The 15,047-nt window shown below is 61.2% G+C and carries 14 protein-coding genes; 8 read left to right on the top strand and 6 right to left on the bottom strand.

Translation table 11 applies throughout. From position 1 onward, the window contains the following. The first annotated feature begins 21 nt into the window (after positions 1-21). The gene (locus tag K6T12_RS13925; RefSeq protein WP_222223480.1) at positions 22-885 is read left to right on the top strand and encodes an aminotransferase class IV; all 864 of its coding nucleotides are present in this window, start codon (positions 22-24) and stop codon (positions 883-885) included. 258 nt (positions 886-1,143) lie between these two features. After that, positions 1,144-1,497: a c-type cytochrome gene (locus K6T12_RS13920; protein WP_222223479.1), complete on the top strand. Its 354-nt coding sequence runs from the start codon at positions 1,144-1,146 to the stop codon at positions 1,495-1,497. 7 nt (positions 1,498-1,504) lie between these two features. Here K6T12_RS13920 and K6T12_RS13915 read toward each other — a convergent pair whose 3' ends face one another. The 3 genes from K6T12_RS13915 to K6T12_RS13905 form a co-directional block, all read right to left on the bottom strand. Beyond that, positions 1,505-2,272, bottom strand: a complete 768-nt coding sequence (locus K6T12_RS13915) for a TlyA family RNA methyltransferase (RefSeq protein ID WP_222223478.1) — start codon at positions 2,270-2,272, stop codon at positions 1,505-1,507. Between the two features lie 486 nt (positions 2,273-2,758). Next, positions 2,759-4,138, bottom strand: coding sequence for an alanine/glycine:cation symporter family protein (locus K6T12_RS13910; RefSeq protein ID WP_222223477.1), 1,380 nt, complete (start codon positions 4,136-4,138; stop codon positions 2,759-2,761). 132 nt (positions 4,139-4,270) lie between these two features. Next, entirely contained in the window at positions 4,271-5,596 is a 1,326-nt protein-coding gene (locus K6T12_RS13905; protein ID WP_222223476.1) for a D-serine ammonia-lyase, read from the bottom strand. A gap of 172 nt (positions 5,597-5,768) precedes the next feature. Between K6T12_RS13905 and K6T12_RS13900 the strand changes: the two genes are divergently transcribed. Beyond that, positions 5,769-6,701: a LysR substrate-binding domain-containing protein gene (locus K6T12_RS13900; protein ID WP_222223475.1), complete on the top strand. Its 933-nt coding sequence runs from the start codon at positions 5,769-5,771 to the stop codon at positions 6,699-6,701. Here the strand turns inward: K6T12_RS13900 and K6T12_RS13895 are convergent. Next, positions 6,692-7,192 carry an Lrp/AsnC ligand binding domain-containing protein gene (locus tag K6T12_RS13895; RefSeq protein ID WP_222223474.1) on the bottom strand — a complete coding sequence of 167 codons (501 nt, stop codon included), beginning with the start codon at positions 7,190-7,192 and terminating at the stop codon, positions 6,692-6,694. The genes K6T12_RS13900 and K6T12_RS13895 overlap by 10 nt on opposite strands. Positions 7,193-7,328: 136 nt before the next feature. On the opposite strand from K6T12_RS13895, the gene K6T12_RS13890 reads away from it, so the two are divergent. The 4 genes from K6T12_RS13890 to K6T12_RS13875 all read left to right on the top strand — a co-directional run bounded on the left by K6T12_RS13890 (position 7,329) and on the right by K6T12_RS13875 (position 11,120). After that, positions 7,329-8,585 (top strand): D-amino acid dehydrogenase, encoded by a 1,257-nt coding sequence (locus K6T12_RS13890; protein ID WP_222223473.1) that lies wholly within the window; start codon positions 7,329-7,331, stop codon positions 8,583-8,585. Between the two features lie 227 nt (positions 8,586-8,812). Continuing rightward, positions 8,813-9,199, top strand: coding sequence for a RidA family protein (locus K6T12_RS13885; protein WP_222223472.1), 387 nt, complete (start codon positions 8,813-8,815; stop codon positions 9,197-9,199). A gap of 67 nt (positions 9,200-9,266) precedes the next feature. Continuing rightward, the gene (alr, locus tag K6T12_RS13880) at positions 9,267-10,349 is read left to right on the top strand and encodes an alanine racemase (protein ID WP_222223471.1); all 1,083 of its coding nucleotides are present in this window, start codon (positions 9,267-9,269) and stop codon (positions 10,347-10,349) included. 423 nt (positions 10,350-10,772) lie between these two features. Continuing rightward, entirely contained in the window at positions 10,773-11,120 is a 348-nt protein-coding gene (locus tag K6T12_RS13875; RefSeq protein WP_222223470.1) for a hypothetical protein, read from the top strand. Between the two features lie 30 nt (positions 11,121-11,150). Here the strand turns inward: K6T12_RS13875 and K6T12_RS13870 are convergent, their stop codons facing one another. Then, the gene (locus K6T12_RS13870; protein ID WP_222223469.1) at positions 11,151-12,914 is read right to left on the bottom strand and encodes a DEAD/DEAH box helicase; all 1,764 of its coding nucleotides are present in this window, start codon (positions 12,912-12,914) and stop codon (positions 11,151-11,153) included. Positions 12,915-13,066: 152 nt separating this feature from the next. Continuing rightward, entirely contained in the window at positions 13,067-13,870 is an 804-nt protein-coding gene (locus K6T12_RS13865; protein WP_222223468.1) for a response regulator, read from the bottom strand. Positions 13,871-14,156: 286 nt separating this feature from the next. Between K6T12_RS13865 and K6T12_RS13860 the strand changes: the two genes are divergently transcribed. Next, positions 14,157-15,041, top strand: a complete 885-nt coding sequence (locus K6T12_RS13860) for a TraB/GumN family protein (protein ID WP_222223467.1) — start codon at positions 14,157-14,159, stop codon at positions 15,039-15,041. Positions 15,042-15,047: the final 6 nt, after the last annotated feature.

The raw sequence follows: 15,047 nt of genomic DNA, 5'->3' as shown, positions 1-15,047 counted from the left end.
ACGAGTGAGAGGTTGGTTTATATGAGCATCGCATATCTGAACGGTTCCTACGTGCCCCTGGCCGAAGCCCGTATCTCTCCGCTGGACCGTGGTTTCCTGTTCGGCGACGGTATCTACGAAGTGGTTCCCTACTACGGAGCCAAGCCGGTCGGTTTCGTGCCGCATATGAACCGCATGATCGATGGCTTGGCGGCGCTGGAGATCAACTGCAACAAGACAGTTGACCAGTGGCGTGAGCTGATGGACGAACTGGTGGCCAAGAACGCCGACGTAGGTGAAAACCTGGGCGTTTACGTACACGTATCCCGTGGTGCCGACACCAAGCGTTTCCACGCTTACCCGGAAAACGTCGAGCCGACCATCTTCGCGTTCGCCTTCGCGATCAAGAACCCGGAGCCGGCTGACCGTACCAAGGTTACTCAGTTCTCCGTGTCCAGCACCGAAGACCTGCGCTGGAAGCGCTGCAACATCAAATCCACCGCGCTGCTGGGCAACGTTATGCACTACCAGCAGGGCCACGCGGCAGGCAACAACGAAATCCTGCTGTACAACGGCAACGGCGAGCTGACCGAAGGCAGCTCCTGCAACGCCTTCATCGTCAAGGATGGTGTGGTGATCACGCCGATCCAGGATAACCAGATCCTGCCGGGTATCACCCGCCGGATCATCATCGACAGCCTGAAAGCCGACGGTTCCATCCAGGTGGAGGAGCGTACCGTCACCATGGACGAAGTACGCAACGCCGACGAGATCTGGATCACCAGCTCCTCCAAGGAGATCGCGCCGGTCACCAAGCTGGACGGCCAGCCGGTCGGTAACGGTGAAGTCGGTGAAGTCTGGGAAGCGGCGTTCAAGATCTACTCCGCTTCCAAGTTCGATTACTGATCTTCGATCGGTAAAGCCTGGCGGGCTCAACCCGCTGCAAAAGACGACGACAGCCCTCCGCCTTGCGCGGGGGGCTGTTTTTTTATGCCTGTTATATTCCTGTCACTGCCCGCTGACACATATCAAACCGTTGCCGCTTTATGTCAGTTGATGCGCTCGATAATCTTTCCAGTCACCCTGAGTGCTCTACACTGAAGGATCAATGGCCGGCGGGATCGTTGGCCGGTCGGACGGGTGAATTCAGGATGAGGAAAGCATATGGCAGCAAGGTACCGGGGAGTCGGCCTGATGCTGGCGGCATCGCTACTGGCCGGATGTGGTGAAGAAAAGGCGGAGGTGGCGGAGGTCGCGTCGCAATCGGCTCTGTCGGGCAAGGCGCTGTTCCACCAGCACTGTGCCAGCTGTCACAAGGAGCAGGGTACCGGCCAGTTTCTGGAGGGGATTCCGCCCAATGTACTGACCCGGCTGACCAAGGAGCAGGTGGTCACGCTGATCCTGTACGGCGACCCCGCCAAGCCGGAAATGCCGATATTCGAGCAGCTGACCGAGGAGCAGGCCAAGCGGATCGCCGATCACCTGTGGTGGTTGAAGGATGCCCGGCTGAAACTCTAACAGCCCGTTATACCGCCGGTCGTTCGGCCCAGATCAGAAACTCGCGGTTGCCGTCACCGCCCTTGATCGGGCTTTCGAAGTAATCTTTGACCCGCAGCCCCTGCTGCCGGTAGCAGTCGCGGATACGCTGCTCAACGTCGGCGTAGAGACTGCTGTCGCGCACGATGCCGCCGCGGCCGATTCCGGCTTTGCCGACCTCGAATTGCGGCTTCACCAGGCAGATCAACTGACCGCCTGGCCGTAACAGCGGGGCCAGGCTGGGCAGGATCTTGGTCTGCGAGATAAAGGAGACATCCATCACCGCCAGGTCGTATCCCCGGCCATCGCCGGTGTGTTCGAGCAGCTGCTGGTGGGGCAGGTCGCGACCGTTGACCCCCTCGTAGCAGACCACCCGCGGATCCTGGCGCAATCGTTCGGCCAACTGGTCGTGGCCGACCTCGACGCCGACCACCAAGGCAACGCCGGCCTGCAGCAGGCAGTCGCTGAAGCCGCCGGTCGACTGGCCGATATCCAGTGCCGTCATGCCTGTGGGATCCAGCCCGGTACGCTGCAGGGCGCCTGCCAGCTTCAAGGCGCCGCGTGACACGAAGCGGTCCGCCTCGTCGGCTTCCAGCTGCAGCTCGACATCCGGCGCCAGCTTCAGCCCCGGTTTGTTGACCGGCTGCCACTGGCCGCCCTGCTTGATCATTACCTTGCCGCCTTTGATCAGCCGCTGGGCATGGGTGCGTGATTGCACCAGGCCGCGTTCGACCAGCAGCATATCGAGTCGTTGCATATCCAAATCCACAGAATCCAGGCGCGCATTATAAGGGCCCCGGCGGGGCGGGATAAACCTGTCGGCGTGTCTGGCTGTCGAACAACCTTGCAGTCGTCATCTGACCGGTGAAACGTCGCTAGGACAGTTGGTGGCGGGTGCGGCGCGATGCTTTGCATGCCCGGCAATTCTCAACAGAAAATAAAAAACGCCGCTCCAGGCGAGCGGCGAAGGGGATCTGACAATACGCAGGGACTCTGTTGCATCGAGGGGTATCTTGCGCTGTCAATTTCAGGTTAGTTCCGCTGTCTGAAACCAGGCTGAAAGGGGAGGGGGGAGCGCCAAGTGGCAAGCTGCAAGCGGTAAGCAGTCTGGAGTTATCGGAGGCGTGAGCTACAGAGGGCGAGGGCGGCAATAAACGCCCGGCGAAGTATCGAAAAGACATCGAAAAGAAAAAGCCCCGCGGTTGCGGGGCTTTGGGTATAGCGAGGTTAGCGCCTGACAGGCTTATTTGCTGTCGGGTGCCACCTGGCCGCCAGCCTGACTGGCGAAGTATTCGCGGGTCAGCTTGAAGACTACCGGGCTCAGCACCAGGATCGCGATCAGGTTCGGGATCGCCATCATGGCGTTCAGCGTATCGGCCACCAGCCAGACGAAGTCCAGGCTCAGGGTTGCGCCCAGCGGAATCGCCAGGATCCACAGCACGCGGTACGGCACGATCGCTTTAACACCGAACAGGAACTCGACGCATTTTTCGCCGTAGAACGACCAGCCGATGATGGTGGTGAAGGCGAAGATGGCCAGCGAGATTGCTACCAGGTAATTGCCTACGCCCGGCAGAGCGTCGGCGAAGGCCGCAGAAGTCAGCGCTGCACCGGATTCACCGCTGGTCCAGATGCCGGAGGTGATGATCACCAGGCCGGTGATGGAGCAGACCAGGATGGTATCGATGAAGGTACCCAGCATGGCAACCAGGCCCTGGCGAACCGGTTTTTTGGTCTGAGCCGCAGCGTGTGCGATCGGCGCAGAACCCAGGCCGGCTTCATTTGAGAAGATACCGCGGGCCACACCAAAGCGGATCGCCGCCCATACCGCAGCGCCGGCGAAACCACCTTCGGCGGCGTGACCGGTGAAGGCGCTGGTGAAGATCAGGCTGATCGCATGCGGAATCTCGGCGGCGTTGATGCTCAATGCCACCAGGCCGGCGATGATGTAGGCGATCGCCATGAACGGTACTAGGGCGCCGGCGACAGAACCGATACGTTTGATACCGCCGATCAGTACGGCGCCGACCAGTACCGCGGCTACGATGCCGGTAACGGCGGTAGAGATACCGAAGTTGCTTTCCACCACCTGGGCGATGGAGTTGGACTGCACGGTGTTACCGATGCCAAACCCGGCGATAGCGCCGAAGATCGCGAATGCGGTACCCAGCCAGGCCCAGTTTTTACCCATACCGTTCTTGATGTAGTACATCGGGCCACCAACGTGGTTGCCGTTTTCATCAACTTCACGGTACTTCACCGCCAGAACGGCTTCGGAGTACTTGGTGGCCATTCCGACCAGCGCGGTCAGCCACATCCAGAACAGTGCGCCCGGGCCGCCGAGGAATACGGCGGTGGCAACGCCTGCGATATTACCTGTACCGACGGTTGCGGACAGTGCGGTCATCAATGCCTGATACGGCGGGATCTCACCATCGCCCTCTTCGCCGGATTTTGCACTACGGCCTTTCCAGAGCAGGCTGAAGCCGGTGCCGAGCTTGAGAATCGGCATCAGTTTCAGGCCCAGGCTCATGAAGAGGCCTACACCGAGGATGAGAACGAGCATTGGCACGCCCCAGACGATGCTGTTGACGCTGCCAATAAATGAGCTGATTGCTTCCATTAAGGATACCTCCCCTTGTTATTTTTATAAGTGCCCTGCGGCCCCTTGTGGGGGCCCAGAAGCGGGTCGAAATCATGTTTCCTGGTGTTTCTTCCCAATCAACAAGTTTCGTATAGTGAACAATATCGTTTCTTACGATAATTTTGAATTGGATTTTTCAATGGCTTTTTGCAAATACCCCTGATATTCGCTATCGGGAACGAAAGAGCCGCCTGTTGTCCAGATCAGATGACTGCATTGCGACAGTCGGTCGGCCAGCTGATGGTGGGCTATATACTGCTGTCCGGCGGTTGTGTTCAGCATAGCAGGGCCGAGGCAACCGATAGCGGCGGAGGGCTCGACCTCGATCGACTCCAGTTGCTTCAGCAGCAACAGTTGTCGGTAGAGGCTGTCGTCGGTTGCCGTATAGACGCCGGATAGCTGGTCGCGAACCGTGTCGCAGACCCACTGTGAGGCGGTGCCGACCGCCAGGCCATCGGCGTCGGTATCGATCTGCAGACCGAAGTCATAGACCGGCAGCGGTTCACTGCCGGGCGCACCGGCCATCCCCAGCAGCATGCAGGGCGCCTGTACCGGTTCGGCGAAGAAGCAGTGCACATGCTCGCCAAACAGTGCCTTCAGCCCGAAGGTGATGCCGCCGGGGGCGCCGCCGACACCAGCCGGCAGGTAGACGAATAGCGGATGGTCGGCATCCACCGGGATCTGTTGTTCGGCCAGCTGCTGCTTGAGCCGTAGCGCCGCTACCGCATAGCCCATGAACAACCGCGGTGAGTTTTCGTCGTCGACAAAGTAACTGTACGGATCGGCATCGGACTGGGCGCGGCCGGCGGCCACCGCAGCACCGTAATCGGCATCGTGCTCGACGACCTGGACACCGCGCTTGCGCAGCCGCTCTTTTTTCCACTGCTTGGCGTCGATCGACATATGTACGGTGGCGCGAAAGCCCAGCGCCGCGCCGATGATGCCGATACTGAGGCCCAGGTTGCCGGTACTGCCGACCGCCACTTCATAGCGGCTGAACAGCTGCCGCGCATCTTCCTGCCGAAGCTTGCGGTAATCGTCATCGGTGCCGCTGAGCAGCTTGTGTTCCAGCGCCAGTTGTTCGGCGAAGCAGAGCACTTCATGGATGCCGCCACGGGCCTTGATCGAACCGGCCACCGGCAACGCGTGGTCGGCTTTGATCAACGTGCGGCCGCCCAGCGGATTGACCGTCTGGTGCAGTATCGGCGCTGTCAGCAGCGGCGATTCGATCAGCCCCTGGTTGGCGGCCAGTTCTGGAAAAAGCTGCGCCAGCAGCGGCGCGAAGCGGGCCAGCCGTTGTTCGGCGGCCAGCATCTGCTCGACCTCCGGCCGAGCCGGTGCGCTGGCGCGGTCACCATAGGCGGGATTCAGCCAGAGCAGCGGAGTACCGCTACGCAGGTTTTCTATCTGTTGTTCGCTGAGCAGCAGGGCGGGCATCGCGCTCTCCGTCTGACGGTTGAATGTAGCCTGCAGTGTCGCCCGCCCGGGTGAACCCTGACAAACGATAGATATTTAAGGATGGTTTAGTGTAGCTAAACTATAGGCTTGGCCTGTCTGCTTGGCGTATGATCAAAGTACCCGCTGAAACTGCCCGGAGGCCTTTAATTACATGGCGATTACCATTAAAGCACAGACTTTGGCCGCGCTACGTACCTTCGAAGCGGCGGGGCGGTTGTTGAGTTTTTCTGAAGCGGCCCGCGAACTCTGCGTGACCACCGGTGCGGTCAGTCAGCAGATACGCAAGCTGGAGGAGCAGCTCGGCGTGGCGCTGTTCGAGCGCCGGGTGCGGGCGATCGCGCTGACCCCGGCTGGAGAGGAGCTGCTGGGGGTGACCCGGCGCTCGCTGGAATCGCTGTCATTGGCGGTGGAACGGATACAGCGGCAGACCGCCGAGGCGGCGGTACGGCTGAAGGCGATCCCGTCGTTCGTCTTCAAATGGCTGATACCGCGGCTGCAGGCCTTTCACAGCCGCTGGCCCGATATCCGGGTCGAGACCTTTGCCGATGCGGCACTGCTGGACATTGCCGGTGGCGATTTCGACCTGGCGATCGATTACGGTCGCGACGGTCATTACCCCGGTTTCGAGAGCCACCTGCTGTTGCCGGAAACCCTGTTGCCGGTGATGGCACCGGACTATATGCCCCATACCGACTGGCGGGATCCGCAGAGTTGGCGGCAGGCGGCGCTGCTGCACGATGCCATGCCCTGGCCCGGCGCACCCAAGGATGCCGAGTGGCGGCGTTGGTTGGATCAGAGTGGCCTGTCGGCGGTGGACAGCAGCTGCGGCCACAGCTTCAACCGGGTCGACATGGCGATCGAGGCGGCCGCCGCCGGGTTGGGGATCGCGCTGGCCCGGGGCGCGGTGGTCCGTGAGGCGCTGGCGTCGGGCCGGCTGGTGGCGCCGCTGCCGCCGGTGGCGGCCGACTGCACCTATTATCTGTTGATCCCCGAAGGCACCCTCGCCAGTGCACCGGCCCGTCTGGTGGCCGACTGGCTGCTGCAGGTGGCGTCGGGCGAGGAGGGCGCCGCCGCTCAACTCTGATTGGGTACCGGCAGTTCGCTGGTCTCCTTGACCTCTTCCATCACTATATAGCTCTTCGAATTTTTCACCCCCGGCAGGTTCAACAGCATATCGCCCAGTAGCTGGCGATACTCCGACATATCGCTGATCCGCGCCTTGATCAGGTAGTCGGTGTCGCCCGATACCAGGTGGCACTCCAGGATATAGGGCAGCTCGGCCACCGCCTGGCTGAAGCGCTCGAAGGCGTCCGGTGACTGGTAGGAGAGCGAGATCTCGACGAACACCAGCATGCTGTAGTCCAGCGCGGCCGGGTCGATCCGGGCGTGGTAACCCTGAATCACCCCCTCCTTCTCCAGCCGCTTGACCCGCTCCATGCAGGGGGTGGTCGACAGCCCGACCCGGTCGGCCAACTCGGTGTAGGAGATCCGTCCCTCACGCTGCAGGATGCGCAGAATATTGCGATCGATACGGTCGAAGCGACGGGGTTTTGATGAATTGTTACGCGAAACCATAGGAAATCCTGTTTTTACATCTTTGCCAGCTAATCGTCCTAATACTACATGAACTTCAGTGAGATTCACTGTATATCTTATCCTAGAATAGCGATAAATCTCGTCACTGAACAAAAAATAATCAAAGGTGAGTGCTATGCGCGTTCTTGTTCTCGGAAGTGGTGTCGTAGGTATTACCAGTGCGTGGTATCTGGCGAAGGAGGGCCATCAGGTCACCGTCGTTGACCGTCAACCGGGTCCGGCGCTTGAGACAAGCTATGCCAATGCCGGCCAGATCTCGCCGGGCTACTCCTCTCCGTGGGCGGCACCGGGCGTGCCGGTCAAGGCGGTCAAATGGCTGATGCAGGATCTGGCGCCGCTGGCGATCCAGCCGAAGCTGGACGGCACCATGTACAAGTGGATGATGCAGATGCTGGCCAACTGCACCGAGGCCGCCTACCAGATCAACAAGGCGCGCATGGTGCGCATCGCCGAATACAGCCGCGATTGCCTGCGCGAGCTGCGTCAGGATATCAGCATCCCTTACGAACACCGCGAGCAGGGTACCCTGCAGGTGTTCCGTACCCAGAAGCAGCTGGATGGCTCGCTGGCTGATCAGGCGATCCTGAAGGAAGCCGGCGTTCCGTTCGAAGTGCTGGATGCCAACGGCTGTGCCGAACGCGAACCGGCGCTGGCCCACGTCAAGCACAAGATCGTCGGCGGCCTGCGGCTGCCGGGCGATGAAACCGGCGACTGCTACAAGTTCACCCTGGCACTGGCCGACGAGTGCGCCAAGCTGGGCGTGGAGTTCAAGTACAACACCAGCATCGATGGCCTGGATCTGGAAGCCGGTGATATCAGCGGCGTGCAGACCAGTGCCGGTAAGCTGACCGCCGACCGCTACGTGGTGGCGCTGGGCAGCTACAGCCCGATGCTGCTGGCGCAGATCGGTATCAAGGTACCGGTCTACCCGATCAAGGGCTACTCGCTGACCCTGCCGCTGATCGACGAGAGCCGCGCACCGGTTTCCACCGTGATGGATGAAACCTACAAGGTGGCGGTGACCCGCTTCGACGACCGTATCCGGGTCGGCGGTACCGCCGAGATCACCGGCTACGACCTGAGCCTGCCGGAGAAGCGCCGCGCCAATGCCGACTTCGTGGTCAGCGACCTGTTCGGTGGCGGTGGCGACCTGAGCAAGGCCGAGTTCTGGACCGGCCTGCGGCCGATGACCCCGGACGGCACGCCGGTACTGGGTAAGACCAAGTACAAGAGCCTGTTTTTGAACACTGGCCACGGCACCCTGGGCTGGACCATGTCGGTCGGCTCGGCCCGCTACCTGAACGATGTGATCAACGGCCGCACGCCGGAGATCGACAGTGAAGGCCTGGGCGTCGAACGTTACGCCCGCTGATCCCTCTTTTACAGCCGGGTCGGTGGCCCGGCGGTGCAGGATTGTTTTTGTTCACCCATCCGTTCAGCCAATCTCATTGGATGGTTTTCGCGGGGTACTCCGGTACCCCTGCTTTTTTTCGTTTGAATTATCCTGCTAATTGTGGATAGTCAGCGAGTTCAACCTGACATCCTCCTGCACCGGGTTGTAGTGATCCTTACAAAACAATAGTTATCAAGGAATTTTCCATGAACAGAAGCATCATCAACACTGACAAAGCGCCCTCCGCTATCGGCACCTACTCGCAGGCGGTAAAGGTTGGCCAGACCGTTTACATCTCCGGCCAGATCCCGCTGAACCCGGAAACCATGGAAGTGGTTGACGGTGGTTTCGAAGCCCAGGCGGTGCAGGTATTCGAAAACCTGAAGGCGATTGCGGAAGCGGCAGGCGGCAGCCTGAACGACTTCGTCAAGGTCACCATCCTGCTGTCCGACCTGGAAAACTTCGCTACCGTTAACGAAGTGATGGCGCGCTACTTCGCCGAGCCGTACCCGGCCCGTGCCGCGTACGCGGTCAAGCAGCTGCCGAAGGCGGTGGATATCGAAATTGAAGCGATCATGGTGACTGTCGACTAAGACGGTTGGCAACCGGCGCTGTGCACACTGCACTTCGCCGGTTTCGTGGTACTGCAGGAGGAACCCGATGAGTCGTCAAGCACGTGCTCTGATTGATCTGGATGCTATTCGCGCCAACTACCGGCTGGCCTGTGCGCAGTCGCCGCAAAGCCAGGCTGTGGCCATCGTCAAGGCCGATGCCTACGGGCACGGCGCCACCCGCGTTGCGGCTGCTCTGGAACCGGAGGTGCCGGCTTTCGGTGTAGCCTGCATCGAGGAGGCGATCGCCCTGCGCGAGGCCGGTATCACACGGCCGATCCTGTTGCTGGAAGGCTTTTTCCAGCCGGATGAATTGCCGATCATCGTCGAACAGAATTTCTGGACAGCGCTGCACAGCGAGCATCAGATCGACCAGATCGCCGCGCTGCCCGAGTCTGCCGGACTGCATGTCTGGCTGAAGATGGATTCCGGTATGCACCGTCTGGGTGTGGCGCCGGAACATTATGCCGATGCCTTCCGTCGGCTGAAGGCACTGCCGCAGGTGGCTGAAGTGGTGCTGATGTCGCACTTCGCCTGCGCCGATGAGCTGGATAACGATTTCACCCGTGTGCAGATCGAGCGTTTCCGGCAGGCGACTGAAGGGCTGGATGCACCAGTCAGCCTGGCCAACTCGCCGGCCACGCTGGGCTGGCCGCAGGCCCGTCAGGACCTGATGCGGCCGGGGCTGATGCTGTACGGCGCCTCGCCGTTCGGCCAGCCGCAGGTGGAGGCTGACAAATTGCAGCCGGCGATGACCCTGCTGTCCGAGGTGATCGCGGTACGTGAAATCGAGCCGGGCGAGAGTGTCGGTTACGCCTGCACCTGGACCGCCGACCAGCCGAGCCGGGTTGGTACCGTGGCGATGGGCTACGGCGACGGTTTCCCGCGCCACGCCAAGAACGGCACCCCGGTGCTGATCGACGGCCAGCGCAGCCGGATTATCGGCCGGGTATCGATGGATATGCTGACCGTGGACCTGACCGACCTGCCGCAGGCGGGGCTTGGCAGCACCGTCGAGTTCTGGGGGGCGAACCTGTCGATCAACGAGGTGGCGCCCTGGTGCGACACCATCCCCTATACCCTGATGACCTGCCTGACCGGTCGTATCCCGCGCATCTATCGCGGCGACTGAGCCTGCCGGGCGGCGCCTTCTTGTTCGAAGGCCGCCGCCTGTTTGGCTGCCTCCTGCGCTCTCTCCGTTAGCACCACCGTTAACTCCAAGCTGTTAATTCTGCCCTGCTAATTCTGCCCTGTTGATCTGCTAGCCCGCCTCGTGCCGCTGCATCCAGGCAGACTGCGCCACTACGGCTTTGCCAATCATTTCTCGTTATCTGCGTTCCACGCTAGGCTTATAGAAACCTGACAAAGCGCCCATATCCCCTGAATGCGGGGTGTCGGGTCGCCAGTGCCGCATCCTTTAAGTCCTAGCTTTTCTCCTGTGAGCGGGAGGTGGTAAATGCAGGCATGTGCCTATCTCACATATCAGACGGGGCGTCCCGTTGTCCGATTGCTCAATGCCTTCGACCGGCGCCGGCTGAAAGTCAGGCGGCTGGAGGTGGGTTACGGCATACACCGGTTTCCGGTGCTGAGTTGGCATTTCGAGGATACCGTCGGCTTCGGCGTGCTACCGGGCGATCCGGAAGTGTACCTGTTTCGCGAACTGGCGTTGGAGATCGAGATCGAGGGGCGTTCGGTGGTGCTGTGGCTCTGCGATGAGCTGAATATGGCGGAACCGCCGGCCTGTATCTGTCCGGTTTACGGTGATGATTGGTCGCGAGGCCAGCGGGCGCGGCTGTCGCTGCTGTTTGGCGGGCCGGTCAGGGAAGGGGGTGTCTGCCCCTTCCTGAGGGTGCCCGAGCGGGCGTTGACGCTGTGGCTGAATGGCTATCCGCTACGCGCCTGACGCCCGCCCGCAGGCATTTTCGCTGAACGGTTACTTGCCGGCCGGGCGCTTGCTGCGGCCGCCTTTCGGTTTACGTGCAGCTGCCGGTCGTTGGCCATCGTTGGTATTCAATGCCTGCAGATGCAGTCGCTGACCGCAAACCCGGATCTTCTGCAGCATTTGCAGGGTTTCCTGCGGCATGCCGGCCGGCAGGTCGATGGTCGACTGGCGGTCGTAGATCTCGATATGGCCGATGAACTTCGATTCCAGGTTGGCCTCGTTGGCGATCGCGCCGACCAGGTTGCCCGGCTTGACGCCGTGCTCGTAGCCGACGGCAACACTGTAGCGCTCCATCACCACTTCCGGGTTGTCCTTCAGCGGACGCGGCCGGCTGTCTTCCGGTCGCGGCTTACGTGGTGCGCGTTCGCGACGTTCGCCGCGTTCGCCACGGTCGGTGCGCTCGGTGCGTTCGCGCTTCGGTCGCTCGGGTTCTGTCAGCAGCAGCGGGCTGTCGCCCTGAGCCAGTGCTGCCAATGCCGCAGCCATGCGGATCGGATCGCAATCGTGCTCTTTCTGGTAGTCGGCCAGCAGCTGCTGGTAGAACTCCAGTTCGATGTTATCCAGGGTTTCGCTGATCCGGTCCTTGAAGCGCTGTACCCGCTGTTCGTTGATATCGTCGGTGGACGGCAACTGCATCCGCTCGATCGGCTGGCGGGTGGCTCGCTCGATGGCGCGCAGCATCCGCTGCTCGCGGTAACCGACGAACAGGATCGCTTCACCTTCGCGACCGGCACGACCGGTGCGGCCGATCCGGTGGATATAGGATTCGGTGTCGTACGGGATATCGTAGTTCAGCACGTGGCTGATCCGTTCCACGTCCAGGCCGCGGGCAACCACGTCGGTGGCCACCAGGATGTCGGTCTGGCCCTTCTTCAGCCGGGTGATCGTGCGTTCACGCTGCTGCTGCGACATGTCGCCATTCAGCGCTTCGGCGGCGAAGCCGCGCGCTGACAGCTTCTCGGCAACCTCTTCGGTGGCCGACTTGGTGCGCACGAAGATGATCATCGCCTCGAATGCCTGCATCTCCAAAATGCGGGTCAGCGCATCCATCTTGTGCAGTCCGCTGACCTGCCAGTAGCGCTGGCGGATGGTGGTCGCGGTGGCGGTCTGGGCTTTGATCTTGATCTCGGCCGGATCGTTCAGGTGGGTCTGTGCCACCTTCTGGATCTCGCGCGGCATAGTGGCGGAGAACAGTGCGATCTGGCGGTCCGCCGGGGTGTGTTCCAGTACCCAGTTGACGTCGTCGATAAAGCCCATGCGCAGCATTTCATCGGCTTCGTCCAGCACCAGTGCCCGCAGGCTGTCCAGCTTCAGGCTGCCGCGTCGCATGTGGTCCATTACCCGGCCCGGGGTGCCGACCACCACCTGTACGCCGCGCTTGAGCTGGCGTAACTGGGTGTCGTAGGACTGGCCGCCGTAGATCGGCAGGATATGTACGCCCTTCATGTGGCGGGTGTAGGTCTGGAACGCTTCCGCTACCTGGATTGCCAGTTCGCGGGTCGGCGCCAGTACCAGCAGCTGCGGCTGGTTCTGTGTCGGATCGATACGGCACAGCAGCGGCAGCGCGAAGGCGGCGGTTTTGCCGGTGCCGGTTTGTGCCATGCCGAGCAGGTCACGCCCTTCCAGCAGGTGCGGGATACTGGCGTTCTGGATCGGTGTGGGGGTTTCGTAACCGATCTCTTGCAGTGCTTTGAGCAGTGGATCAGCCAGTCCCAGCGCAGAGAAGCTGAGAGGGGTGTCGACGGATTCGGACATTAAATAAAGGTACCTGTAGAGTCATTGGTGCGGCGGGCCCGGGCGGGCCGCTTGGGTGTAGCCCTATCGGGCGCACGTGCCTGCGGAAAACAGGAAATTGTACAGGAAACAGCCAGCTGATGCCACTGCTATCGACTGTTCCCGTTTGCGGCTTAGCTGTCGTCGTCCAGCAGCCGTGCCAGTAGTTGCTTGACCAGCTCCGGTTCGAACGGCTTATCGGTGATGGCGTCCACGCCGGCCTGGGAGACGTGGCAGAGGTGGGCGTCGTTGGCCTCCGATGAAACCATCATGATCGGCAGGTGGTTAAAGTTGTCGGATTGGCGGATCTGCTCGGTCAGTTCCAGGCCGTTAACCTGCGGCATGTTGTAGTCGGTGATCACCAGATCGAAGGTGTTTTGTTCCAATTGCTGCAACGCATCGGCGCCGTCCACCGCTTCGCGGATACGATGGATGCCGAGGTTGTTCAGTACCTTGATGATCACCTTGCGGGCCATCCGGCTGTCATCGACGACCAGTACCCGCACCGATTCGGCATCGTACAGTTCCAGCTCCAACTCTTCATGGCTGAGCAGGTCGAGGGTGGCGTTGATCGCTTTGCCGAGGTGGGCGCGGGTGAATGGCTTGGGCAAAATTGCCACCACGCCGGACTGCTTGAAGCTTTCCAGTTGTTCGCGGCGGGTTTCGCTGGATACCAGCATGAACGGCAGCTGTTCCAGCTCGGCGTCGCTGCGGATCTGCTGCAGCAGCTCGACCGCCGAGCCGTCGGCATAGTGCAGCGCGCTGATCACCAGGTCCGGCCGCACCGCCCGGATCCGCTCGAGTGCCTGCTGCCTGCCGGTGACCTGGTCGATCGCCACCACGGACTCCTGCTGCAGCTGTTGCGTGATTAGCTTGCGCTGCATCGCCGACGGCTCGACTAACAGTATGTTCAGGTCGCTGGGGGAGAGGCTGTGCATCCTCGCTGGCTCCTTACAGGCGGGCGGCTGGCGTTTCAGTGACCTTACTGAAAAGCGAACGGCAAGACAATTATCCCGATCTTTCAACCGGTTGCTACCGTTATCGCTGTTGATCTGGCGCAGGCCGCATCGGGCTGATGCAGGGCTGATGCCGGGCTGAGCGTTTTTGCCATTAGAGTGGATCGTTGCTAATAGTGAGGGAAAGCGGTTTTCGGAGGGGCTCGGCCAGCGTTTAATGTTAACCGCTGGCCGTTTCAATGCCCCGGCAATGACCAGGAGGTCGGACATGGTAGTTGGGGTAGTTGGTATGGTGCGTCGCTGTTGGATTGGATTGTTACTGTTGCTTGGCAGTGGCGCGGTTCTGGCCGACAGCCCGGTCTGGCTGGTGGAGCGGGCGGAGAACAAACTGTACCTGGCCGGTACCGTTCATCTGCTGTCGGCGAGCGACCTGCCGTTGCCGGCGGCGTTCGACCGGGCCTACCGGCAATCGGAACGGGTCTACCTGGAAACCGACCTGGGCCTGCTGCAAAGTCAGGCCACTCAGCAGCGACTGATGCAGTCGTTGTACTATCCGCCGGGTGAGCAACTGGACCAGTATCTACCGGAAAAATTACAACAGCGGCTGAGGCGGCGGCTGGAACACTACGGTGCTTCCTATGAACGGGCTCTGGCCATGAAGCCAGCCGGGGTGATGCTGATGCTGTTGCAGCTGGAACTGCAGCGGCTGGGCATTCAGCATCAGGGCGCGGATATGATTTACTACCAGCGGGCCCGCCAGCAGGGCAAGCCGCTTGGCGGACTGGAATCGGTCGATCAGCACCTGTACTTTATCAGCTCGCTGGGCGAGGGCCGGGAAGCCGAGTTTATCGACCGTACGCTGAACGATGTGGCCCAGGTTGGCCAACAGATGCCGGCTCTGGTCGCCGCCTGGCGCCAGGGCGACCTGCAGCGGTTGCAGCACCTGGTGATCGACGAGATGCGCGAGCAGTATCCCGATATCCACCGCCAGCTGCTGACCGACCGTAACCGGCACTGGCTGCCGCAGATCGAGCAGTTGTTGGAGGATGCACCGGTGGAGATGGTGCTGGTCGGCATCGGCCACCTGGTCGGTGCCGGTGGGTTGCTGCAGATGCTCAGCGAACGGGGTTACAAGATCAGTCAATTGCCTTGAGGTAGA

The organism is Marinobacterium arenosum (assembly GCF_019795155.1).
Taxonomy (GTDB): domain Bacteria; phylum Pseudomonadota; class Gammaproteobacteria; order Pseudomonadales; family Balneatricaceae; genus Marinobacterium_C; species Marinobacterium_C arenosum.
Note: the sequence above shows the minus strand (reverse complement) of the source record. Positions and strands in the feature narration are given on the sequence as shown.